Origin of the sequence: Maribacter forsetii DSM 18668, from assembly GCF_000744105.1 — a bacterium.
GTDB classification, from domain to species: domain Bacteria; phylum Bacteroidota; class Bacteroidia; order Flavobacteriales; family Flavobacteriaceae; genus Maribacter; species Maribacter forsetii.
The window spans coordinates 1-23,916 of sequence record NZ_JQLH01000001.1; the positions used below are offsets into that span (position 1 = coordinate 1).

Below are 23,916 nucleotides of genomic sequence, written 5' to 3' on the forward strand. Positions count from 1 at the left end.
TGCCTTAACATTTGTTTTACCTGCCTTTTTCAATCTATCTTGTAATTCATAAACCGTCATCATCTGCGCCAGTTTGCTTTGACTGTAAACTGCATTCGGATTATAATTCTTGTCCCAGTTCATATCATTAAACTGTATGGTCTTGATGCCCATATTATACCCCATACTGCCAACAGTTACAAAACGCCCCTCAGATTCCTCTATGCGCGGATATAACAAATGCCTGCAATAAGAAATTACCGTAGTGGTTTACACCTAACTGACTTTCAAATCCATCTTCGGTAAACGTTTGTTTGGGCACTTGGGCAATGGCGGCATTACATAACAAAGCATCTATTTGTGATACGGTTCTTAGCACCCATCTGCGGCTTTTTTTACGGAAGCCAATGATGCCAAGTCCATTTCTATATTGCTTACCGGTATGGCTCTACCCAATTCTTCTTGTAAGGTTGCTATAGTATCTGCAGCCTTTTTGGGTTACGGTTCACCATCACCACTTTTGCGCCTTTAGACAACAGTATCCTTGCCGACTCAAAACCGGTACCACTGGTAGTGCCCGTAATTAAGAATGTTTTGCCTTTAAGGCTTTTTATTCTAGCGGGTGTCCACCCTTGTTTGCCAAATTGTGTTGTACTCATTATATCCTATTTTTTATATGTCTAAAGAATAGGACAAAGGTAAAATGGAGGATAGGCTTTTTACACACATTTTCGAATCTTGTGTACTTTTTGGTGGGGATTCGTTTGTTAGTGGGATAGTGAGACTATTACTTATAAATCCTTTACTAGGTAAGCTAGTTCGTTATTTAAACTTTCCGTTTTCCACCACTGCTGAAAATCACTTTTCCTTCTGGGTCAATGATGATTTTTGCAGGAGTGTTGTTCTCTTGCTTTTGCATAGACCAATTCTTTGTGTTATCAATCTGATTGAAATGAATATCGCACTTAGCCAATACCACGTAATTCTTCCTCGCTTTCTATAAGCCCTTCAATAACTCCTACAAAGGTAACCTTGCCTTTGAACCTACTATAGGTTTCATTTAATTCGGCCCATAGGTTTCACTGCTTTTTAAATAACTTTTATCATATATAACAACACCAAATAGCCACCTTTATGATCGGCAGAATCAAAGATATTGCCGTTTATGGTTTGTACCCTAAAATCTTCTGGAGCTTCATTTAAAGTCATATTTACTTCAATAGACGTAGATTCTATTGGGGTATACACTTTCTTTTTCTTCTTTACAGGAAAAGCATATGAAGGCAATACAGACTATGACTAAAATTTTAAAACTCATAAGATAACAACTATATGATTCAGTAAACATTGCTTTAGACATGCATTAATAGTTGCTTACCTTGATTTTTCTTTTTCTTAGTTCTTTAACCTGTTCTTTGTTGAAGAATAAATTGTTGGTTCGTTTTAAGCGTGGAAGATATGCTATATCGTCTATGCTTATTTACATCAAACAGTCATCTTCACCGTCCCAAAAAGGGTACAGTTGACCGTAAATTTCACTGCCTCCATCCGGATATAACTCTTCAATATCTATTAACAGGCTAGACGGAATTTTTATGTTTTTGAAATACGCTACCGCTTCCGGAAGTAATTCATAGCCCCTTTCTTCAATATCAACATCATGTGTTTTGGCAAACTCATAAATACTAAACTTTGGCAGCAGCAGCTCATCTTCATACATTAATTTTTGAATGACCAATAACTTAAAATAAGGTCGGTTTCAAATAAGAAGTCTCCCTCTGGGTAGGCGGAGAGTTTTTGTTTAGCCTTAGCATCAAACAACGCCCTGTTTCTTAATTCTAGATCCAAAACACGCTTAGGAATCTTAGCCATAACCTTTGGCAAAGTCTCAAACGGGTTCTTCTTTAACCCTAACACTTTTAATTGGGTCAATTGACCTATACTTTCCGGTAGTGTTTTTTAGCTGTGTCTGCTCTAAATGAAGCTCTTTTAGCTGGGTAAGTTCACCCAACCAACTCGGTATTTCTTGTAAAGGGTTTTTGCTAAGGACAAGTACTTTTAATTGAGACAGTTCTTTTAAGGCTACCGGTAATTCTGTTATGGCATTATTCGTCAGATTCAATTCCGTTAAATGCTGTAGCCCCCTATACCTCCAAATCAGAAAACTCGTTGTTGTATAAACTCAAAGTTTTTAAATTTGATAATCTGCTTATCTCGGCAAAATCGGTTAGTTGATTGCCATCCTAGATTCAAGTATTTTAAATTTTGTAACACAACTAAATTCTTAGGTAAGGTCTTTAGCTGATATTGATGATCCATTGCGTTAGATGTATGGCTACCCAATGTAAGGCTCACCAAATTGGTCAACGTATGTAACTGATTTAAAAAGGCATCTGGAATGCTATACATATTAAACACACTTACAGTACTCAGTTCCTGTAATTTTGAAATTTGATCGTTTAAAAAATCGCCAAATTCGTTCCAAACAGACAAATTTTGAAGGTTAACACACTCATACAATTTCTCTTTTACCGTGCTATCTTCCCTACCGTAGCCCCAGTACAACTTTTGAATATAAAAGCCGGCTTCTCGCCAATATTGTCAATCTCGGTAAGATCGGTAAGTGTGTCTTCATTAAACGTACACTCTTGTAATAGCTTCTCATAAAAAGTGTCACTGGGCAAGGTATAGAAGGCTTCAATATTGTCTAGGTTGCTTAGGTATTCATTGGCTACGTAAACTTCGTTCGGTTTTTTTGATAGTTTTTTATCTAGAGTTGCAAGTAGCCCATTACGTAACATTAGGGTTTCATGTAGTTCTTTTTGTTCTGCCGTTCTAAATACCCCTTACCGCTTAAAAATTGTTTGTATTGTTTTGAGCTATTGCCCAGTAGATGTTGCTTAAAGTAAAATGCATACTCCCTGTCTGTATTGTTATTATTTATGTAAATCTGCAATAAAGCATAACAATCGCCTTGGGTGTTTTTGGTTTTAAAGAGAATGTCACCAAAGGAATTTATGGCTAGTATTTCTCTTGGTTTCTGGTCTTGAAATATGGCTTGAAGTAGCTTTTGTTGACTCATAGATTAGGGTTGACTAAGACTATAGTTGTAAAATTAAGCGGTTCTTTTGAAGTTTTATTGCTTTGATAAACATTTAGAATACGTTTCAATTAAGCCAATTCTTCTGATACCATTTCAATTGTCTCACCATTATCATTTGTCGCCCATATAATCAAAGCCGTTGCAACATTTGTCTCCACTATTAGGTTGTTATAATCTTCGTTAAGTTCTCCGTAGTATTTAATTTTGAATTTGCTCTCGCCTGATGCATTTCTTAATTTTCTACGCCATTCGTGCGACTGCAAGTTTTTAGGGTTTTCAATATGCTCCGTAAGATCATTAAGAAATGTAGGACCTAAGATGCCGTTGTCTGTGTTTAAAACTTCGGACTTATTATTCTCTTTTTTAAACAAGCCGAAAATGCCCATTACTTTAATTTTATCTGTTTTACTACAGAAGTAAGGGGTATTGCAAAAACACCGTCATCATTTAATAAGAAAACAATATCCTTGGTCTTACCAATAAGTTTACCCTTCTTCATTTCATTATCTACTAGAGTAATGGTAATATCTCTTTGATTGATTATTTTTTTCTTCGTGTACATACCGTAAAAATCAGCAGATAAAAATAAATACACAATAAGACCTGTTATTATCATTAACACTCTATACTGTTTGAACCATTTATTTCTATCGCTCCCAAAATTGAATCTTGAATATGATTTAGGCCATCTTTTTAACCAAACATAATCAAGGTAAAATAGGATGGAAATAAACAACGTAGATGCCGCTGCAAAAAGAATAATGTAAACATCTGAAAATGGAGCTATTAAGAAGTCAAAAACGTCTCCGTAATCAAAAATGTTTATGCCAAACTCAGCATACTTTTTATAATTAAATATCATACCTATACCTACAGCCAAGAGATAACAAACCGTAATTACAGTCTGTATTTCTTTTATTATTAGTTCATAAGTATCTTTTATTAAGCCTTCCTTCATTTTTTAAAAATAGGGATTAAGATTGAACCAAGTACTTTAAGACCTTTAGAAACTCAATATTGATCACCATACCGCATTTGAAGATTTGGGTTTTCTTTTCTCCACTTTTCTAATTCTAGCTTATTTATTCTGTTACCAAACAGCTCTACACATTTCAGTTTCTTTAGCTTTTTCAATTTGGCCAGTTCTTTTGAGACGGTCAGTTTATTCATTGATAGGTCTAGATATTCTAGATTTTTGAGTCTGTACAAATCTTCGGGTAAGGTTTTAATATCTAGGTCATATAACGTTAGTTGTTCAAGACCTTCAAGTTCTAATAATTCTGGTGGTATGGTTCTAAATGGTGGTTCGTCTATATATTGGTCCATTGCGCTCAGTGGAGGATAAATAGCCCAACCTTCTAAACTATCAACGTAGATTTCTAATTTCTTTGCATTCTTTAATTGCCCAACCTCTTTAGGTATATCTTCTAACCCATATTTTGAAAGCTCAATAAAGACCTGCTCTTGATTTTCTAAATCTTTAAAAAGGTGATTAGGCTGACAAGAGAAGATTAAAATTAGTAGTGTAATTAGGGTTAGAGTTTTCATTTTTCGTAGAAATTTAAAAAAGCAATCTGTTACTTCATAGTACGGGTCTTTTCGCTGTAGTTGGCGGTTTAGTTTTCGTAAAGTCTAATTATTTACTCAATGCTTTTAAAATTCGTTCTTCGTTAATTACAATATCCCTAAATAATACATGAGGAAATTCAGTGTAGTTGGATTCCTTAAAAGATTCTAAAATATTTGATAATGTTGATGCCGTTAATAGTGATAAGTTCATCTCCGTATCCATTTCGCAATCTGTAACAAAATCGTCACTAAATTCTGGAGCAACCAATAAAATCTTAACAATTCGTAGATTATTTTTCAATGCTAATTTTTGATAGGACTTTAATTGTCTTGAAACCGTGCTGAACTTATTATAACCTCTTTCCTTGCTAGTTTTGCATTCAACAATAATAATCTCATCATTTCCTAAATTTAAAAGAATATCTATCATATCCTTTTGTGTATTAATTTTACTTTTCAAAGCTTCATCGACATCAAAACCTAAACCTCTAAAAATTACTTTCGTCAATTCTTCAAACTTTGATCCTAATTCACTTTCTTTTACGGTGATGCCATTTTCCTTTAGAACATTCAAATCTCTAAAAGCTACATTAGAGTAGTTTTCCAAATAAAGATTTTCAACATCTTTGTAATGCTCTAAAATATTTAATATATCGTCTCCTCTTTGTTTAATTCCATTATCCTTAATAAACTTAGTTAAATCAGATTTAGTTATTAAGTCAAGAATATCTCTAGGTTTGATGTTATAGTCCAATAGGTAATCCCCTTTTAGAACAAACTCTTCTTGTAGTTCAAATTGAGTTCTAATTTCTTTATTTAATTTCGGTAATGATTGGTTTAGCTCTACCAGCATTTTATCAAATCCATCCAAAGAAATACCTACTTTTTCGTCACGCTCTACATTTTCAAAATGTTGAATTAAACTACCTATTTTATCTTCTAAAACACTTCCTTTTAGATTTTCAATATTTAAGCCTTTCTCACACAATTCATTTAGAGTTTTCTTTTTTTCGGTCAAAGTACTTCCCGGTTTATAAATATCTTCTGAAAGCAAATTGGTGAAAGAAATTCCCTCTTTTATAATTTCCTCTATTTTTTGTGCAGATGATAATTTTCTATCAATATTATGATTCCTTGCAATTTGATTTATTATAGGTTCTCGCAGCAATTTTAATGTTCTTCTATAAAACTTAGTAGCAACTTCTTTTTTCCTAATGTTTCTTAATAATCTAACCATTTCATCTGCTACATAAATGGTGTTTTCTTTGTTAGAATAAAATATTACGCCAATATTTTTAAGACTTTTAATTACTTCCTGAATGTCCAATTTCTTAATTGGGATAATGGAATAATTAATAAGTTTCACTTCTTCTTGAGAAAGACCCAGTTGCTTTCCTAAAGTTAATATTATAGAAAGTTCATCTGACGTTATTTTAGCATCTCTATTATTTTCTATATCATTCTGATAAGCTGTTTGCAAGCATGATTTATAAATTCTATAATCTCTTTTTCTAGCTGAACTCAAATCGGACTTCTCATCTTCAAAATCTGCATTTAAAACTTTGATTCTACCTTTTAAATTTTTTATTTCCGTTTCATATAATCTTGAGAGCCAATCTTGCTTCATAATACAATTACCATCACGAATTATTATATCTATTAAAATATCTAATTGTGATGTTATTTCCTGAAACTCACATTCTATGTAACCCCTAAATTCTGAAGATGTTAAATTAAATATCCTGGAAATATTTTGATTATCAACAGATTTCAAACCTTTATCCGAGGAGCTTAAAATCTTATCAATTTCCTTTGCGTTTGTTGGATTTTTAGATATGATATTATCAATAATCTTAATAAATGAATTCTTTTCAATAGATCCTAACTTATCTAATATTTTCTCTAGTTTCATAATACTTGATACCTACTTGTTATAATTAATTCTGGAATAAATAATGCGACAGTAAAAAATTTAAACTCTAAAACGGTAGGGGGAAGTAATGTTTTAGAACCGACTAGAAAGGTAGTATTTTTCTTCAATGTAGTATTACGGGTAACCGTAAAAGAGAAATACGAGGTGTAAAATAGTTATGAGTTAGGAGTTAGGAGTTAGGAGAAAACATAGTATTAAGTACTGAGTACAAAGTATTAAGTAAAGAGTAATTGGTTGGTTTTTCTGCTTATACATTAACTTCTAGTTTACGAGTCACTACTCCTTTTCCGCCTGCCATAAGTCCGGCTATTTTTTCATTTTCCACTTGCAACTGTACCGTAATAGCGCTTGGTGATGGCGGTAACATATATTTACCTTGCTGTATTTGAAAAGTAGTTTTCTTGATCTGTAAAACATCATACAAATAACTGGCTAACGGCCCTGCAGCCATGCCCGTACCGGCTTCTTCTAAAATACCATAGCGTGGCGCGAACATTCTAGCCGTAGCATCGATATCTGCCGTAGAATCCGTAGTAAATACATAGTAGCCAATTAAATTGAAATGATCGCTTAGCTGATCTATGGCATCAATATTTGGTGACATTCCTGCTAAGATCTTGCTGTTTTTTACGGGGATTAACAGAAATGAATTCCCCGTATTGACCACTTGCAACGGTGCGTTTGGTAGTAGGTCTGCTTTTGTTAATCCTAAAGACGTTAGAATATGGATCTCTTTTTCGATAACATTATTATACGTGGGTGCCAATTGCTCCATAAATGCCAAATCGCCCTGTATTTCTATTTTTCTGTTTCCATCTATGGTTTCTTTTGACGATGCTTTGCCCTTTAATTTCCCCAACTGTTTTAAGTACGAGAATGCTGCTATGGTAGCATGTCCACAATGGGCTATCTGCTTGGTGGGTGTATAGAAATCTAACTTAAAATCTGCCGTGTTGGATCTAGAAATAAAAGCGGTTTCAGAGAGCCCCACTTTTTTGGCAACATGTAATTTGTCTTCATGCGAGAGTGCATCTGCATCTAAAACGACACCTGCCGGGTTACCACCTTTATCATTTTCTGTAAAGGCATTTAGTATTTGTACGGTTACTTTTTTTAATTCGTCCATCGTAATTTTTTAAGATTATATCAGATAGACGGCAAACTTTAAAAAAAGACGTAGCTATTCTTCATTATTTTCAAAATCCAGCAATTTTCCTGTTCGGTCAGCTATTACATTGGGGCAAGAAAGCAGTTGTACCTTTAATATTTCCCTAGCTTTTTGTACCCTTGATTTTGTTCCCGAATACGAGATATTTAAATGCTTGGCCAGCTCTTTTTGCGAGTATTCTTGAAAGGTGGTCAATACAATGGCTTCTTTATGTTGCCCTGATAACTCCCCTATTTTCTGATTAATGCAATTAGTGAGCTTGGCATAGTCGAAATCACCCGACTGTTCTTCTGCAAGCTCTATACCTTCAATGCTCGAAGTGGTTTTACCCTGTTTTCTAAAATGATCTATAATCGTATTTCTAGTAATTTGATACACCCAAGAAGTCAATTTAGAGGTATGCTGCAATTGATGGATTTTGGTCTGTATTTTCAAGAATACTTCTTGGTGAATGTCTTTTGACACTTGTTCATCTTTGATCTTGCCCAATATAAAATGATACAATTCTTCATTGAGGTCTAGCCAAATGGTATTGATTTCATTTTGTATCAGTGACAAACGATTTGTTTTTTGGATGAACTGGCTGTAAGTTAACGTTTTATAAGATGAGTACTGTTGTGTGTTAAGTGAAAAAAGTATAAAGTAATTAGGGAGTTAGGAGTTAGGAGTTAGGAGTTAGGAGTTAGGAGTTAGGAGAAAAATAGTATTAAGTACTGAGTACAAAGTAATAAGTAAATTATTTTAAAAGTTACATCTAAGTACTCCGTACTTAATACTTAATACTTGATACTTATTACTATAAACTAAACCACTATCTATACTCTGGATTTTCAAACTCCCACCGTTTGCCATCATCCCATTGGGTACGGCTATTTCCGTAGTTGGGGTAACCGTTATTGTCTTTCAACATTCTGGCTAAATGCAATAGTTTGTAGGTCATAAAAGTGGTGTTTCTATTGGTGAAATCACTATCAAAACCTACGGGTTCTTTAAAACCTGGGGAAAATATTTAATGTTGAAATCTTAATTATGTAGTAGGCTATATTAAAAACAAACAAGGTTAAAAGAACTTAATAATGAAAAGTTGCTTTTAACCTCGATTATCATAGCTGTACCACATATAGTAGTCTCAACTTCTAAATAGGTGCTATTTAATCTCCATCAGTATCGTTAAAAGTTACTACAATATTAGCCGCACTTGACAAATCTGTTTTAAGCAAACCTATAATGGTTTGCAGATCTGTTCTAAGGGTTTCAAGAGCCGTAACATCGGACACCAAAACATCTTCAATAGCGCCATCCATAGCTTCTAAATCGCTCATAGCCACAACAAAGGCTTCTTGCAATGCGGTATCGATTTCAGGTCGGTTTAAAACTTCTAAAATATAATCTTCTAACCCAAAACCTGATTGGCCTTCATACTCACCCAAATAACTATTATACAATGTATTTAGGTTTACGATCAAGGCTTCTTTACTGGTTCTGCTCCTATACGCTTCAAAATAGGTTACAGCATCTGTTTCAGCATTTAGCGCTTCTTCTATTTTAGTGCCTTTCATGCCTTCTAACGAAGCAATAATTGCATTGACCACTTGGTTCTGGCTTCCATTTACGCCAGTCTCTAAATTGCTTTTAAAGCTAGGTTCTACCCCTTCCCAAAAGGTTTGTAAAAAGGCGGCTTGTTCCGCTAAATTCTCTATTAATGCCAACAAGTACTGCATACGTCTTTCGGCATGTTCAGCTGTGGTCAACTCAGCAAGTACAACGGCGTTGGTATCATGAAACAACAAATATTCAATAGCACTGTACCCTTTTGTATTTGCCCCTACACTTGATACAAAATCACTGTTCAATGTTTCTTCGCCTGCAATATTCTCTTCCAATGCCTCATCATTTGTAGGCCATTGATTAATTCTGGTATGTATAAACGAGCTCTGAATGGCACCTAGGTTAAATACTTCATTACTCTTCCAGTTTAAAAAAGCGGTTTTCCAAGCATTTTGCAACGCCACTAGCTCAGTTTCCGTAATATTAGCTTCAAAGGCTAAACTTTGAGTTACCAAATTATTCAAAACTGCCACATGTGCCGCCTGGTTTACCTCTATCTGATAATCGTATAAATTGGATACCTGTAGGCTACGACCTTCTTCTACAGGTAACAATGCTGGTTCATCAATAGTTACACCATCATCATTGCCGCAAGAAATTATGAACAATACCACAACTACATATAAAATTGTCTTTTTCATCATCTTAAAGTGTATTCAAAAACTGAATAATTTTGTTTCTTTCTTCTATAGAAAGCTTCTTAAATTTTTCTTTTGAAGCTAAAGCTTCCCCACCATGCCATAATATGGCCTCTTCTATATTTCTGGCCCTACCGTCATGCAATAGATTGGTATGGCCGTTTACTGTTTCAATTAATCCTATACCCCACAATGGTGGTGTTCTCCATTCATTGCCATTAGCATCAAAATCGGGCAGACCGTCCGCTAGCCCATCTCCCATATCATGCAACAACATATCAGTATAAGGGCGAATGGTCTGGTGTGCCAATGCCTCTATTTCATAAGCACCCGTCTCCAATTTTGGTATGTGGCATTTAGCACAGTCTATACTTACAAACAACTCTTTACCCTCTAACACATTTTGATCATCTACATCTCTTCTTTCTGGTACGGATAGCGATGCAGCATAAAAAGTGACGTTTTCTAAGTTATCATCGGGAATTTCCGGTGTTCCACCATTTGGGTAATCATCACAATCTAAAGGATCAGGACAGTTTTCATTAGGAAATAGAGATGACGTTATACCCAAGTCGCCAGAAAATGCAGCGGCTACTTGTTGTTTAATGTTAGGTTGATTGGCTTTCCAACCAAAACGACCTATGACCCGGGTACCCGTTTCAACATCGTAGACCATATTGGTTTTACCGGAAATACCATCACCATCGGCATCATTAGGATCAGCATAGCTCAACAAAGTTGCTTCTGGTATAGCATCTAAAAGACCCAAGCCTATCATTTGATTGGCCACTCTGGGCGATATTCTCGTAGCTGCACTTAAACCCCCATAACTTAGACCGGTAAACGAATATTCCGGCACCTGTAAAGATATTTCCGTACCGTCGGCATAGCTTTCGATCAATGGTGTATAGGTGATAATAATAGTACCTTCTTTATCTACACTTAAAATAGAATTGTCTTGAAATTGCGTGCCGTAAATGGGATCGCCTATATTTTCTCCATTTTCAGTGGTTTGCAAAAGACCCAAACGCAGCAAAAGACCACTAGAAAACTCACCGTCATACTCCGGCGGTCTTCCCCTACCATCTTTAAAATGGCAACCAGAGCAATTTCTTGCATTAAAAAAAGGACCTAGACCATCTCTAGCGGTGGTAGACGCCGGTGCAGTAACCCAACTCTGGTTGAAAAGCGAGTTGCCCACCCCAAAGGTTACACGCTCATCAAACGTTAGATCTGGGGAAGCAAAACCAAACGCTTCCGCAGAAAAATTAGAAGATGAAGTGGTGCCGCCAGAAAGCTCTTCACCTTCTTCTGCCATTAAGGGAACAATTACCTCATCTTTACCACAAGAGGTAACCATAATTACCAGCAGACATAAAATCGTTATTGAAATTCTGTTCATTTTATATAACAACAAAACTGGATTTTAAAAAATCCAGTTTTAATTTACAATTTTCTTATATAGGACAGCTTATCACAACCCTAGGTATAATTGGCATTTAGCCATAATTTTTAATCAATATCAAGTGCAACTTTAGCTTCTAAAAGCTTGTCACCAAAAGCTACCAACGCTTGTACAGCTGTTTGTACCTTTGCACCTTCTACGCTAGACTCGCCATCAACGATCGCTAAATCAAAAGGATCTAATGTTGCATCAACATCAGTAACCGCAGTTGCCAATAAAGCATCTAATTCTGCTGCAAGATCCGCATCGGCCTCTTCAATCAAATCTTGTAAAGAGTTCCCATTTACACTACCGTAAACTCCAGTGTATACATTTACGATACCTGCCAAATTCAATCTAATATCTCTATCAGTATTATCGCTAAAACATGAGTGCTCATCTTCTTGATCTTGGTTCTGTAAGGCTACCGCCATACGCTCAATAGCCAGCTCGCTTCTAGAAAGCTCAGCAATACTACTGATCATGTTATCTAAAGCTTCATCTTCATCTAAAGCCAAGAAGGTTGTTCTATAGTCACCGCTCCACTCATCTATAATAATTTGTAAGTGATCGGTCAACAAATCTGCAACTATCGCCAAATATGCTCTTCTACGATCTTGGTTGGCAGCCGTACCACCATCTACGAAATCAGTATATGTTCTTTGACCTGCTAAATTCTCTGATGGTGCCGTAAGATCTTGACCCCAAAGTAAAAATTCAATGGCATGGTAACCAATAGCAACATTTTCTTCACCGCCAATACCGTTTTCACCAGTTAGGCCTTCTTTAGTCAATGTTGGAAAATCTGCAAGGTTGTTGATAATACCGGCATCAACATCTCCTTCAACATAATCTATATATGCTTCGTCTAAAGGCCAAGAGTTTAAATACCCTTCAATTTCTTCGGTATCGCCCGTGTCTATAGGTCCGTTTGCAAAACGAAAAGCCTCTGAAGGACCATAGCTTTCCCTTGACGTTAACCAAGCTTCTTTGGCAGCGTTAAAATTATCTTCTGTTGGTGTTGCTACAAAAAGGTCAATAGCGACTTTCAATGCTTCTGCATCTACCATGGCAGCTTGATAATTGGCCAATACCAAATCTGCATAATTTTCTATTACCGCTGATGACTCGATAGAATCGTCTATCACGACTTCTGATGTTGAATCATCATCTGATGAACAACCTATTAATGTTAGACCGATAAAACCTACAGCCAGAATAACTCTTTTCATTATATTTTATTTAGATTTATTTTAAATAGACGCCAAATCTAAATCATCACAAAGACATGAACAAGTTATTTTTAATTATTCTAAATTAACATAAGAAATTTAACATTTGGTCTTAGTACTGCAATTTCTAATAAGAAAAGGAGCTGTATAGGTAATTAAATAATGTCTTTTTAATAATTTGGTCTTACCAAAACACATCACATAAAACAAGGGTATCATGCACAAGCTTCTTTTTACCATTTTCATTTTTTTCTCTCTCACTTTTGCGATTGCCCAAAACAGCTTTAAAGATGTATTTTCAAACACCATAAGACCATCAAAAGACAACATACGTATTGAATTTCAAGACGCTAGAAATAACAAAACCTTTTTGCCTATTTCTGTACTAAAAGGAAAGAACGAAGGACCTGTATTTACCATTGTAGCCGGTGTACACGGGTTTGAATATCCACCAATTGTTGGTGTACAAGAGCTGTTAAGCGAAATTGATGTCGATAAATTAAACGGCACCGTGATCATTATACCTATTGCAAATACCAGTTCGTTTTTTTCGAGAACTTCTATTGTAAATCCGCATGATCAAGTAAATTTAAATGGTGCCTTTCCCGGAAAATCTACGGGTAGCGTTTCCCAAAAAATTGCGGATTTTATTACTACGACCATCATACCTGTAAGCGATGTTTTTATAGATATACACGGTGGTGGGGTCAATGAAGATTTGATTCCGTTTGCACTTTTTTACGATAACCCTAATTATCCAGAACAAACCAAAAAAGCCAGGGAACTGACTGAGAACAGCGGATTTGAATATATAGTTTCATATCCCTTCTCTTTAAGGGATGATGAACCTGCAAAATATGTTTTTAAGCAAGCCTCACAAGATGGTAAAATAGCCTTGAGCTTTGAAAGTGGCAAATTGGGCAATGTACAGGAAGATGCGGTTAGCTTAATAAAAAATGGAGTCTATAATATGCTTGACAATATGGATATGTATGATAACGGAACCGGACCACATACCAACCTTATTCAGCTCAACAACCAAACCTATTTAAGCGCTACCGAAACAGGACTTTTTTACAGCGACCTTAATGCGGGAGATACCGTTAAAGAAGGGGATGTTGTAGGTTATATCACCAATGAATTTGGGAAGAAACTTAAGGAGTACAAAGCACATACATCGGGTATTATATTGTACAAAATCTCTACCCCGCCCGTTAATATTGATGATACTTTAATGTGTATTAGTAAGCGTTTGTAGGTGATCTGCTGTAGCTGGTGAGCTTCCCTAATGCATTCGGGACGCTCTAAACCAAATGACTCCCTAATTAAAACCAAAAAAAGCTCCAAAAAATGGAAGCTTTGCGTGGAGAAGATTAGAACCGGTGACCTTCCCGAAAGCTTTCGGGACGCTCTATTCTAAATTCGATTTTGAAATCAAATATTCAATATACTTTCGACTTTTCTTCTTTTTAATTGAAAATTCTAAAGACATAGCATCAGCTCTAGTCTCATGTTCACGTTTCCATTTCAATTCCCAATCTTTTGCTTTTTTTGTATATGTAGAGCCGTTACCATTATTGTGCCGTATAAGTCTCTCATTAATATCTTCTGTACTACCAATATAGTAACGGTCTAAAGTCTGACTATAAATAATGTATGTAGTAAATGACATTTCTAAAAATAAACAAATAAAAAAGACTTCCATTTTGGAAGCCTTTTGTGTGGAGAATACCGGATTCGAACCGGTGACCTTCCCGAAAGCCTTCGGGACGCTCTTAACCAAATTAACATCATCAAATTAAAACCAAAAAAAAGACTCCCATGACTGGAAGTCTTATACGTGGAGAATACCGGATTCGAACCGGTGACCTTCCCGAAAGCTTTCGGGACGCTCTTAACCAAATTAACATCATCAAATTAAAACCAAAAAAAAGACTCCCATGACTGGAAGCCTTATACGTGGAGAATACCGGATTCGAACCGGTGACCTTCCCGAAAGCATTCGGGACGCTCTATTCTTTTAATATCTGATCAATTTAATACGATAAATAATCGCCTAATGACTATAAATAAAAAAAGCTTCCAAAATGGAAGCTTTAAGTGGAGAATACCGGATTCGAACCGGTGACCTCTTGCCTGCCAGGCAAGCGCTCTAGCCAACTGAGCTAATCCCCCTTATATTACCATTTTTTCTTAAAACACCAAAAACGACCTTCCCGAATGCCTTCGGGACGCTCTAGCAAACAGAATAAATCCCTCAATTTTTAAGCAGCTCAAAGAAAACCTATTTTAACAAGCCATCAAAGTACTACTTAATCTTTCTTTACGCTAAGCACCAATACCGGTACTGGGGCATAAAACTCTGTTTTTGAAATTGTACTCTTTTCCCATAATTTTTTGAAAAAACCACGTTTTCTTCTAAAAACACATAGTAAATCGGGGTGTTTTGCTTGAAAATGCTCTAAAACACCATGATAGGTAGTTGAGTTTTCTGTAAAGGTCAATTGAGAACTTATGTCCATCAACGCCGTATTTATCTTTAGATCGTCATCTGAATATCCTGGTGTTTTCACCATCAATAAATTCACGTTTGCATTATGCTTTTTCTGAATTTCAATTAACGGATCAAGAATTCTCTTTCTTCTTAGAATACCAGATTTAAAAGCTACTAATATATTTTCAAACGATTTGTATGTTGTTCCTTTTGGTACGATTAACGTTGGTATGTTCGTTCTTTTAATAATGGCTCCTGATGTTTGTCCTAAATAATTCGCTTCTTGAATGTCATTACTTCTAGGTGCCAAAACAATAAGATCAATTCCAATTCCTTTATCAATTTCTTTAAGTCCGTCTTTTAGATCACCGTTAAAGCTTGCTATTTTTATAGATACTTCTTTTGTATCTACGGTTCCTATAATTTCTTTTAATCTTTCCTTCGAATTTTCGGCTACCTTTAGTGTTACATTGGTAAGTGTTCCTGTTTTTCCACTGACATTAAAAACCTCCATTACATATATTTCAGCACCAAAGTCTTTTGCAAAATCTACTGCATATTGTAATGTTTGATTCGCATTTGAGGAGGTCCCGATCGGAACAAGAATATTCATCATGATAAAAAGTATTGATTATAACTCTAAATTTACAATTTAATTAAATTCATTGTATGATAGCATCGGCAAAGATATCGCAAATACCTGAAATTCTTCTCATGACAGATGCATGTAGAATTGCTATGGAAGCCAATAGTATTTACCAGTGGACTACCGAATACCCTTCTAAGCAGGCATTTGAAAATGATATAGAACGCAATGAACTTTATGTACTTCAGCTTGATAACGAAATAGTTGGTTGTATTGTTGTTTCCCTTTTTATGGATGAAGAATATAAATCTGTTGATTGGCTCACCCAAAACACAAAGAACTACTACATTCATCGTCTTGCGGTGCACCCTAAACATCAAGGTAAAGGTTTTGCTCAGCGTTTAATGGATTTTGGAGAAAACTTTGCCAGAGAAAATAATGCCCTATCGGTTAGGTTGGATACCTTTAGCCAAAACAAAAGAAATCAGAAATTTTACGAGCAACGTGGGTATACCAAATTAGGAGATATCTTTTTTCCAAAACAAAGCGACCACCCCTTTCATTGCTACGAACTTGTACTATAGAAAACCCATTTTTTGAAAACCTCTGTTAATTTAAAATCTATAAACGCCTTAGCTATACCTGCTACCATTGCAGGTATAGCAGAACCTCTTTTATCTATAACCGATACGGCTATTGTAGGTAATATTCCGGTGGACGGATTAGAGTCTCTTGCCGCAGCAGGTATTGTGGGTTCTTTTCTTTCTATGCTCATCTGGATTCTTGGTCAGACGCGTAGCGCCATTTCCGCTATTATTTCGCAATACTTAGGAGCTGGTAAATTGGAAGAAGTTAAAACACTGCCCGCTCAGGCAATTTACCTCAACATTGCCTTAAGTATTCTGGTTTTGCTTTCTACCATTTTTGTCATTCAAGAAATCTTTGAACTCTTAAATGCCAAAGGAAAAATATTGCAATATTGCATCAGCTACTACTCCATTCGTGTTTGGGGCTTTCCATTAACCCTTTTCGTATTTGCAGTGATGGGTATTTTCCGCGGATTGCAGAATACCTATTGGCCTATGGTCATAGCCATTACCGGAGCAGTATTGAACGTAATTTTCGATTTTGCCTTTGTGTATGGAATTGAAGGCTTTATACCAGCCATGTACCTTGAAGGTGCCGCGTATGCAAGTTTGTTGGCGCAAGCGATCATGGCTATCATGGCGTTCTATCTTCTTGTAACCAAAACCGATATTAGCCTAAAACTAAAACTACCTATTCACAAAGAACTTGGTAGGTTGGTAGTTATGAGCTTAAATTTGTTTGTGCGTGCCATCGCCTTGAACACCGCACTGATTCTTGCCGTTAGAGAAGCAACCGCGCTTGGCGATAAATATATTGGCGCACATACCATTGCTATAAACCTCTGGTTATTTTCCGCCTTTTTTATTGATGGCTACGGTGCCGCTGGTAATATTATGGGCGGTAGACTTTTAGGGGAACGCAATTATGACGGACTCTGGCTACTGGCAAAAAAGATTACGAAATACGGGCTACTCGTTAGCCTAGTTATTATGGCATTGGCAACTATTTTTTATAAACCTTTAGGAAGTTTGTTTTCTAACGAGCCTTTGGTGCTATCCGCTTTTTACGGCATCTTCTATATTATTATTCTGGGTCTCCCTTTTAATAGTACCGCTTTCGTTTTAGACGGAGTCTTTAAAGGTCTCGGCGAAATGAAATACTTGCGCAATACCCTGCTTGTAGCTACCTTTTTAGGATTTGTGCCAACGCTATTCTTAGGCAAATCCCTCAATTGGGGATTAACGGGAATTTGGCTTGCCTTCACCGTTTGGATGTTTATTAGAAGTGCTGCCCTAGTGTGGAAATTCAGAAACAAATTCAAACCTTTATTGCAAAATCCGTAATTTTGAGGCAAATAAAATGCTATGGTAACTACAAGAAAAAATGGAAGTTTATATACACGAATAGATGGTAAAGTTGCTCATGTAGAGTTTGGGCATCCTGCCAGTAATTCTTTTGTATCTGAACTTCTAGAACGTTTAACGTATACGATAAACGAGCTTTCAGATAATGAGGCAATTTCTGTTATTCTGTTAAAATCTGAAGGTGAAAAAGCATTTTGTGCCGGTGCTTCTTTTGATGAATTGTTAGAGGTTTCTAACCTTGGAGAAGGTAAGGCTTTCTTTAGTGGTTTTGCCCATGTCATCAACGCCATGCGCAAATGTAAAAAGGTAATTGTTGGTCGTGTACATGGTAAAACTGTAGGTGGTGGCGTAGGTCTTGCCGCTGCTTGTGACTATGTATACTCTAACGTAAATTCTTCCATAAAACTATCTGAACTTAGTATCGGTATTGCTCCGTTGGTTATTGCGCCTGCCGTAGCCCGCAAAATAGGAAATGCTGCTATGGGAGAAATGTCTTTGGCACCTACGGAATGGAAAAGTGCTTATTGGGCTCAAGAAAAAGGACTGTTCAATAAAGTATATGACTCTGCAGACGAAATGGATAAGGAACTTGACTTCTTCATTCATAAATTGGCAAGCTATAATGCCGAAGCTATAACGGAATGGAAGAAAGTTTTATGGGAAGGTACCGACCATTGGGATACCTTATTGACAGAACGCGCCGCTATCACCGGAAAATTAGCCCTTTCGGATTTTACGAGAAACGCACTGTCAAAATTTAAAAAATAAACAATAACTGAAACAGCTATTCGTTCTGTTTCTAAATAATTAGTATGGAATTCTTTCAGTTTTTAAACGGTAACCTGGTATTTCCCGTTCTTGCTCTTTCTGTTTTGATCATTTATGTCATTAACAAAATGCGAGCAAAGAAGAAATATAAAAGGTAGTTCAACAACTTACGCAACTAATCGGTAAATGAACATCTCTTAATAAACCGTTTTCATGTTCGCTAAAATCACATTAGTATTTCTATCCTTCTTTCTTATGACCTGTTCTGACCAAGCTGATCCAGAACCAGAGCCAGTAGATTGTTCTACGGTCATATGTACCTTAAATTTTGTAACTATAACCGTAAGCGTTAAAGATGCGTCGGGCGAACCTGTATCTCTTGACAACTATGAGGTTATCGATAATGAAACTGGTGAAAACCTTGCTGCAGATTTCAACGGTGAGGAATATAAATATTTGAAAGAACAAGGTGTTTATCCTATTCTTAGTGATGGTAATCGTGTTCAATATCAAAATTCGACTGCCACACTAACTTTTAAAGGTACTATCCACAATGAAAAGGTTATTGATGAAACCTATGAGGTTGCTGCAGACTGTTGCCATGTTAGCTTAATAACAGGAAATACAGTCATTGTTCTAGAATGATTTTTCGCTATTAATGCGTTTAAACTTTCCCTACCTTTGCCACACAATTAAAGGTTATGAGCAAAATTCGCATTACGAAACAATTCAATTTTGAAACCGGTCATGCACTCTATGGTTATGATGGTAAATGTAGAAATGTACATGGTCATAGCTATAAATTATCAGTAACCGTTATTGGTAGACCTATTACAGATACTAGCCACGTAAAATTAGGAATGGTAATCGATTTTGGAGATCTTAAAAAAATAGTGAAAGAAGATATCGTTGATGTTTTTGATCACGCCACCGTATTCAATAAAAACACTCCACATGTAGAACTGGCCAAAGAATTAACCGATAGGGGGCACAACGTTATCTTGGCAGATTACCAACCTACTAGTGAAAATATGGTCATAGATTTTGCCGCGAAAATAAAATCTCGCCTTCCTGAAAACATTTCTTTATTCTCTTTAAAACTGCAAGAAACAGATACTTCTTTCGCAGAATGGTATGCCAGTGACAATTAAGTTCAACAAAACTTAACCATATACTTACTTTACAAGCTTTTAAATTGTTTTATTTTTAAGGAATCTCCTTAATATAACAACATGACAAAGCATCATATTTACTGGTGGAATCTTGAAAATCTATTTGATGTAGAAAATTCTCCGAGACGAAGTGAATTTTTAAATAACCATTTAGGTAAGGAACTTGACGGATGGAACGCTGCTATTCTTAATCAGAAAATTGCGAACCTAACCGCAGTCATATCAAAATTCAATGATGGTAAAGGTCCTGATTTATTGGGAGTTTGCGAGGTAGAAAATGAATATGTTATCGAATTACTTATTGATGCCATGAGCACGGCACTTGATAAGAACTATGGTTATGTTATCTCTGAAGGAGAAGATAAACGAGGTATTGATACAGCGCTTATTTATGACAAGACCAAATACGGACCTGAGCAACAAACTTTCAGCCTACGTATTATAAAACGAAATACCACAAGAGATTTATTTCAAGTACACATCAACACTGCCAATGGCAACAAGCTGGTATGTGTACTTAACCATTGGCCTTCTAGATCTGGCGGTGAACTTGAGAGTGAGCCATTTAGAATAATGGTAGCGGAAAATTTATCGTACTGGATCGAGAGAATTTACGAAGAACAAGGTAATGATGCCAATATCATATTAATGGGAGATTTCAATGACAACCCTTATAACAAAAGTATTACAGCATATTTAAAGGCTATCAATAACAAAGCCTTGGTGAAAAGTAATAGAGTACGCCTAAAGTACTTTTATAATGTAATGCACCGATTTTTAAATGCTCAAATAGGTACATTCGTATTCGGTAATGAGTATAATATGTTAGATCAGTTTATGATTTCTAAAAGTATTTTGTCAGAGAAGTCAGAATTACCTTTTAAATTGAGTACCGTAGAAATCATTGCATACCCTGAGCTTACTTCTGGATCTTACCAGAAACCTGTAAAGTTTGGTAGACCCAATTCTTCAACATTCAATGAAAAAGGGTTTAGTGATCACCTACCCATAAAAATAGTACTGAACGAAAAAGATGTTGCCGTTTGATTTAGAATTGCATTCTCTTATTTTGACCTGTGTATTCCCTTGGTACGCAAAACAGTTATTATATTTACATCCTGATGACGAACATTGAACTTCCCGCAGGAAAAAAAGTATATTTTGCTAGTGATAACCACCTAGGCGCACCTACTATGGAAGAAAGTAGAGTGAGAGAGCTAAAGTTTATTCGTTGGTTAGAGACGATCAAGTCGGATGCCGGAGTCATTTTCTTAATGGGTGATTTGTTCGATTTTTGGTTTGAATACACCACCGTTATCCCAAAAGGATTTACCAGAACACTGGGAAAACTTGCAGAACTGTCTGATGCCGGAATCTCAATACACTACTTTGTTGGTAATCATGATCTTTGGATGAACGGTTACTTTGAAGAAGAATTAAACATACCTGTTTACCACAAACCTCAACAATATTCTATTAATGGAGCTTTGTTCTTTATAGGTCATGGTGACGGACTAGGACCAGATGATAAGGGGTTCAAAAGAATGAAAAAGGTATTTACAAACCCGGTAGCCAAATGGTTCTTTAGATGGCTACACCCAGATATAGGTGTTCGTTTGGCGAAGCACCTTTCTGTAAGTAATAAGTTGATCAGTGGAGATGATGATGCCAAGTTTTTAGGACACGATAAAGAATGGTTGGTTTTATATGCAAAACGAAAGTTAGAAACGCAACATTATGACCATTTCATTTTTGGTCATAGACATCTTCCATTAGAAATTGAATTGAAGGAAAATTCAAAATATACCAATCTTGGAGATTGGATCAATTACTACACGTATGCCGAGTTTGACGGCCAGCAACTTTCATTAAAAGAATTCAGCTAAATTTCATCAAAAACATCGATGAAATACACAAATTCTATTGTAATACTTTTCTTACAACAGGAATTAAGCAGTTCACAACAATAGTTTTATAAAACTAGCTCTTCGTTATATCTTTACCCTGTTATTAAGTTTAAGTGTTGACCCCAAATCTTCACATTACCTACAAGTTTACCCAGCTTAAAACCCAAATTTTAAGCATACCTACTTTAAAGAATAGCCCCTAATTTAGGGGCTTCTTTGGTGATTTTAAATTTTTTATACCCTCCAAAATTTTCCCCTTTTAAAAATTCCCTAAAATTTTTAATAATATATATTTCCCAAATAACCAGTTCATTTATGACAACTACATTTTTCCGTATTTTTGATTAAGATTTACAAAAAATGGACAAAATACATTTTAAAGATACATCAAACCACATGTAATCCTTTTCTTACATATTAAAATAGACACTTCACAACAAAAGTTAGTACAAACTAGACATTGGTTCTATCTTTACACTGTTGTTTAGATTAAGTGTTGATTCCCAAATCTTCAGTTTACCTACAAGTTCCCCCAGCTTAATGACCCAAACATTAAGCACCACCTACAATAAAAAAAGCTCCTTTATAAGGAGCTTTTTTTATGATGTTACTTTAAGAGTGTTAACTCTCGTGATCCTCTACGTCTTTCTGTAAATCTAGCTTTCTGAATTTAGGAGAAACAATTGCTGTAAGACCCACGGTCAACAAGGTCATGGTACCCCCAAAAACAACAGCAGTTACCGTACCCATCAATTTTGCCGTTACGCCACTTTCAAATGCTCCAAGCTCATTAGACGACCCCACAAACATAGAATTTACAGAGGCAACACGCCCACGCATATTATCGGGTGTCTTTAATTGTAATATGGTTTGTCTTATAATCATTGATACACCGTCTACTGCTCCACTTAAAAACAAGGCTGCCACCGAAAGCCAGAAATAAGTTGATAGCCCGAATACAATCATACACACCCCAAAACCAAATACGGCTAATAATAACTTTTTACCTGCGTTTTTATGTAAAGGAAATCTCGTAGAACCCAACATAGTTAAGGCAGCCCCAACAGCAGGTGCTGCTCTTAACACACCAAAACCTTCTGACCCTACATGTAAAATGTCTTGTGCAAAAATGGGTAACAATGCCACAGCTCCACCAAAAAGTACGGCAATCATATCTAAAGTCAACGCACCTAAAACCGCTCTGGTCTTAAATACAAATGTCAATCCTTCTTTTAAACTCTGAAAAACGGGTTCCCCAATTTTAGGATTTAAAATTGGTTTCTTTGAAATATTGAAAAGAGCGGTCAATGCTAGCAATGAAAAGCCGAAAATGACACACATAGACCAGTGTACGCCTATTAGGCTAATAGAAAATCCTGCTAATGCCGGACCAAGAACCGATGCCATTTGCCATGTAGTACTGCTCCAAGTAGCGGCATTTGGGTATATTTTTTTAGGAACTATCAAGGCAATTAAGGAAAATATGGTAGGACCTAAGAATGCACGTACCAATCCGCCACAGAAAACCAAGGCATAGATACCATAAAGAATTACTTTGGTTTCATACGTCTCTAGGACTGAAGGCATACTCAACATAAAAAGTCCAAAACTAATGACAGAAAACCCGAATATGCATTTTATCAATAGATTTCTTTTCTCTTTCTGATCCACGATATGACCGGCGAAAAGTGCCATACCTACCGCAGGTATTACTTCCATCAAACCAATAATACCTAGTGACAACGGGTCTTTTGTCATTGAATAGACTTGCCATTCTATGACTATAAATTGCATTGACCAGGCAAAAACCATTGCAAAACGAACTAGAAGAAAAATATTGAATTCCTTATATCTTAAGGCTGCATAGGGATCATTTACGCGCATAGGTAAATCTCTGAATAGATTTCAAAGATATTTAATAAATGAATGGACAAATCAAGAATTTGCAACTAATTAGTCGATAGCATTAGCAAAAAAATTATAGGATACTATCCAATTCCCAATTCGCCGAAAAAGGAGTCCAATTCTAACTTAAATAACGTACCATTTATTAAATCTCTAACCTCTATAGCCTCTTGATAACTTACTGCAAAGGTAATTTGATGGGCAGGCGTGTTCAATAACAATGACCTGCAAGTCTCTTTTGTTTTGCAATCTCCACAAAGATGACCTTTGCCGTTTTCAACAGTATCTGCAATACACTTAGAAAAATGACGTAACTCGCTATAGGTAAGTAATAATCCAATATCCCTGAAAATAACTTGAACTTTATTGGCTTGGCCAGGTTTATCTTTTTTCCATTGGAAGGCTATTCCAAAATCATTTTGGTAAATAGGATGTATATCGTTCATAAGAATCTTCAT

30 protein-coding genes, 1 tRNA gene and 2 pseudogenes are annotated in these 23,916 nt (G+C 35.9%); 8 read left to right on the forward strand and 25 right to left on the reverse strand.

The annotated features are described in order from the left end of the window. The 20 genes and pseudogenes from P177_RS20280 to P177_RS00080 form a co-directional block, all read right to left on the reverse strand. Window positions 1-219 (reverse strand): annotated as a pseudogene (locus tag P177_RS20280) (oxidoreductase); the annotation flags it as partial. Continuing rightward, window positions 191-358, reverse strand: coding sequence for a hypothetical protein (locus tag P177_RS20285; protein WP_245232982.1), 168 nt, complete (start codon window positions 356-358; stop codon window positions 191-193). The pseudogene P177_RS20280 and the gene P177_RS20285, both read right to left, overlap by 29 nt. 94 nt (window positions 359-452) lie before the next feature. Further along, window positions 453-638 carry a hypothetical protein gene (locus tag P177_RS20290; RefSeq protein WP_245232983.1) on the reverse strand — a complete coding sequence of 62 codons (186 nt, stop codon included), beginning with the start codon at window positions 636-638 and terminating at the stop codon, window positions 453-455. Window positions 639-1,068: 430 nt separating this feature from the next. Next, entirely contained in the window at window positions 1,069-1,266 is a 198-nt protein-coding gene (locus P177_RS00010) for a hypothetical protein (RefSeq protein ID WP_036150488.1), read from the reverse strand. A 193-nt stretch (window positions 1,267-1,459) separates the two neighbouring features. Then, entirely contained in the window at window positions 1,460-1,717 is a 258-nt protein-coding gene (locus tag P177_RS19245) for a DUF6892 domain-containing protein (protein ID WP_157486365.1), read from the reverse strand. Next, entirely contained in the window at window positions 1,699-1,851 is a 153-nt protein-coding gene (locus tag P177_RS20160) for a hypothetical protein (RefSeq protein ID WP_167333081.1), read from the reverse strand. The genes P177_RS19245 and P177_RS20160 overlap by 19 nt, the downstream gene beginning before the upstream one ends. A gap of 16 nt (window positions 1,852-1,867) precedes the next feature. Then, on the reverse strand, window positions 1,868-2,140 hold the full coding sequence (locus P177_RS00020) for a leucine-rich repeat domain-containing protein (RefSeq protein ID WP_084684578.1): 273 nt from the start codon (window positions 2,138-2,140) through the stop codon (window positions 1,868-1,870). Beyond that, window positions 2,124-2,192, reverse strand: coding sequence for a hypothetical protein (locus P177_RS20530; protein ID WP_394330708.1), 69 nt, complete (start codon window positions 2,190-2,192; stop codon window positions 2,124-2,126). The genes P177_RS00020 and P177_RS20530 overlap by 17 nt, the downstream gene beginning before the upstream one ends. Before the next feature lie 315 nt (window positions 2,193-2,507). Beyond that, entirely contained in the window at window positions 2,508-2,780 is a 273-nt protein-coding gene (locus P177_RS00030) for a hypothetical protein (RefSeq protein ID WP_036150496.1), read from the reverse strand. Next, a complete protein-coding gene (locus P177_RS00035; RefSeq protein WP_036150499.1) occupies window positions 2,780-3,061 on the reverse strand; it encodes a hypothetical protein in 282 nt (93 codons plus the stop codon). The genes P177_RS00030 and P177_RS00035 overlap by 1 nt, the downstream gene beginning before the upstream one ends. Before the next feature lie 89 nt (window positions 3,062-3,150). Beyond that, complete coding sequence (locus P177_RS00040; protein WP_036150501.1) at window positions 3,151-3,468, reverse strand: hypothetical protein; 318 nt, start codon at window positions 3,466-3,468, stop codon at window positions 3,151-3,153. Then, complete coding sequence (locus tag P177_RS00045; RefSeq protein ID WP_036150503.1) at window positions 3,468-4,040, reverse strand: hypothetical protein; 573 nt, start codon at window positions 4,038-4,040, stop codon at window positions 3,468-3,470. Before P177_RS00045 ends, P177_RS00040 begins: the two co-directional genes overlap by 1 nt. A 53-nt stretch (window positions 4,041-4,093) precedes the next feature. Further along, window positions 4,094-4,630, reverse strand: coding sequence for a leucine-rich repeat domain-containing protein (locus P177_RS00050; RefSeq protein WP_036150504.1), 537 nt, complete (start codon window positions 4,628-4,630; stop codon window positions 4,094-4,096). 88 nt (window positions 4,631-4,718) lie between these two features. Next, complete coding sequence (locus P177_RS00055; RefSeq protein WP_036150505.1) at window positions 4,719-6,563, reverse strand: hypothetical protein; 1,845 nt, start codon at window positions 6,561-6,563, stop codon at window positions 4,719-4,721. Window positions 6,564-6,831: 268 nt separating this feature from the next. After that, window positions 6,832-7,710: a PhzF family phenazine biosynthesis protein gene (locus P177_RS00060; RefSeq protein ID WP_036150506.1), complete on the reverse strand. Its 879-nt coding sequence runs from the start codon at window positions 7,708-7,710 to the stop codon at window positions 6,832-6,834. Window positions 7,711-7,764: 54 nt separating this feature from the next. Continuing rightward, on the reverse strand, window positions 7,765-8,310 hold the full coding sequence (locus P177_RS00065) for a sigma-70 family RNA polymerase sigma factor (protein WP_245232984.1): 546 nt from the start codon (window positions 8,308-8,310) through the stop codon (window positions 7,765-7,767). A gap of 253 nt (window positions 8,311-8,563) precedes the next feature. Then, window positions 8,564-8,737: pseudogene (locus P177_RS19575) on the reverse strand (flavodoxin family protein); the annotation flags it as partial. Window positions 8,738-8,903: 166 nt separating this feature from the next. Further along, window positions 8,904-10,004, reverse strand: a complete 1,101-nt coding sequence (locus P177_RS00070) for an imelysin family protein (RefSeq protein ID WP_036150507.1) — start codon at window positions 10,002-10,004, stop codon at window positions 8,904-8,906. Between the two features lies 1 nt (window position 10,005). After that, entirely contained in the window at window positions 10,006-11,400 is a 1,395-nt protein-coding gene (locus tag P177_RS00075; protein WP_036150508.1) for a di-heme oxidoreductase family protein, read from the reverse strand. Window positions 11,401-11,510: 110 nt separating this feature from the next. Beyond that, window positions 11,511-12,674, reverse strand: a complete 1,164-nt coding sequence (locus P177_RS00080; protein WP_036150509.1) for an imelysin family protein — start codon at window positions 12,672-12,674, stop codon at window positions 11,511-11,513. Window positions 12,675-12,891: 217 nt separating this feature from the next. On the opposite strand from P177_RS00080, the gene P177_RS00085 reads away from it, so the two are divergent. Beyond that, complete coding sequence (locus tag P177_RS00085; RefSeq protein WP_036150510.1) at window positions 12,892-13,932, forward strand: succinylglutamate desuccinylase/aspartoacylase family protein; 1,041 nt, start codon at window positions 12,892-12,894, stop codon at window positions 13,930-13,932. A 153-nt stretch (window positions 13,933-14,085) separates the two neighbouring features. On the opposite strand, the gene P177_RS00090 is transcribed toward P177_RS00085, so the two are convergent. The 3 genes from P177_RS00090 to P177_RS00100 all read right to left on the reverse strand — a co-directional run bounded on the left by P177_RS00090 (window position 14,086) and on the right by P177_RS00100 (window position 15,784). Further along, the gene (locus P177_RS00090; RefSeq protein WP_036150512.1) at window positions 14,086-14,346 is read right to left on the reverse strand and encodes a GIY-YIG nuclease family protein; all 261 of its coding nucleotides are present in this window, start codon (window positions 14,344-14,346) and stop codon (window positions 14,086-14,088) included. 429 nt (window positions 14,347-14,775) lie between these two features. Then, a tRNA-Ala gene (locus P177_RS00095) sits at window positions 14,776-14,849 on the reverse strand. Window positions 14,850-14,986: 137 nt separating this feature from the next. Further along, window positions 14,987-15,784 (reverse strand): universal stress protein, encoded by a 798-nt coding sequence (locus tag P177_RS00100; protein ID WP_036150514.1) that lies wholly within the window; start codon window positions 15,782-15,784, stop codon window positions 14,987-14,989. 53 nt (window positions 15,785-15,837) lie between these two features. On the opposite strand from P177_RS00100, the gene P177_RS00105 reads away from it, so the two are divergent. The 7 genes from P177_RS00105 to P177_RS00135 all read left to right on the forward strand — a co-directional run bounded on the left by P177_RS00105 (window position 15,838) and on the right by P177_RS00135 (window position 21,532). Continuing rightward, window positions 15,838-16,338 (forward strand): GNAT family N-acetyltransferase, encoded by a 501-nt coding sequence (locus P177_RS00105; protein ID WP_036150516.1) that lies wholly within the window; start codon window positions 15,838-15,840, stop codon window positions 16,336-16,338. A gap of 12 nt (window positions 16,339-16,350) precedes the next feature. Further along, complete coding sequence (locus P177_RS00110) at window positions 16,351-17,685, forward strand: MATE family efflux transporter (protein ID WP_036150517.1); 1,335 nt, start codon at window positions 16,351-16,353, stop codon at window positions 17,683-17,685. Between the two features lie 21 nt (window positions 17,686-17,706). After that, window positions 17,707-18,474 carry an enoyl-CoA hydratase/isomerase family protein gene (locus tag P177_RS00115; protein WP_036150519.1) on the forward strand — a complete coding sequence of 256 codons (768 nt, stop codon included), beginning with the start codon at window positions 17,707-17,709 and terminating at the stop codon, window positions 18,472-18,474. A gap of 213 nt (window positions 18,475-18,687) precedes the next feature. After that, a complete protein-coding gene (locus P177_RS00120) occupies window positions 18,688-19,119 on the forward strand; it encodes a hypothetical protein (RefSeq protein WP_157486391.1) in 432 nt (143 codons plus the stop codon). Window positions 19,120-19,175: 56 nt separating this feature from the next. Beyond that, window positions 19,176-19,625 carry a 6-pyruvoyl trahydropterin synthase family protein gene (locus tag P177_RS00125; protein WP_036150523.1) on the forward strand — a complete coding sequence of 150 codons (450 nt, stop codon included), beginning with the start codon at window positions 19,176-19,178 and terminating at the stop codon, window positions 19,623-19,625. A gap of 81 nt (window positions 19,626-19,706) precedes the next feature. Beyond that, window positions 19,707-20,693, forward strand: a complete 987-nt coding sequence (locus tag P177_RS00130) for an endonuclease/exonuclease/phosphatase family protein (RefSeq protein ID WP_036150525.1) — start codon at window positions 19,707-19,709, stop codon at window positions 20,691-20,693. A gap of 74 nt (window positions 20,694-20,767) precedes the next feature. Further along, window positions 20,768-21,532 carry a UDP-2,3-diacylglucosamine diphosphatase gene (locus tag P177_RS00135; protein ID WP_036150527.1) on the forward strand — a complete coding sequence of 255 codons (765 nt, stop codon included), beginning with the start codon at window positions 20,768-20,770 and terminating at the stop codon, window positions 21,530-21,532. A gap of 642 nt (window positions 21,533-22,174) precedes the next feature. Here the strand turns inward: P177_RS00135 and P177_RS00140 are convergent. Further along, the gene (locus P177_RS00140; protein ID WP_036150532.1) at window positions 22,175-23,437 is read right to left on the reverse strand and encodes an MFS transporter; all 1,263 of its coding nucleotides are present in this window, start codon (window positions 23,435-23,437) and stop codon (window positions 22,175-22,177) included. A gap of 104 nt (window positions 23,438-23,541) precedes the next feature. Beyond that, entirely contained in the window at window positions 23,542-23,904 is a 363-nt protein-coding gene (locus P177_RS00145) for a hypothetical protein (RefSeq protein WP_036150534.1), read from the reverse strand. Between the last annotated feature and the right edge of the window lie 12 nt (window positions 23,905-23,916).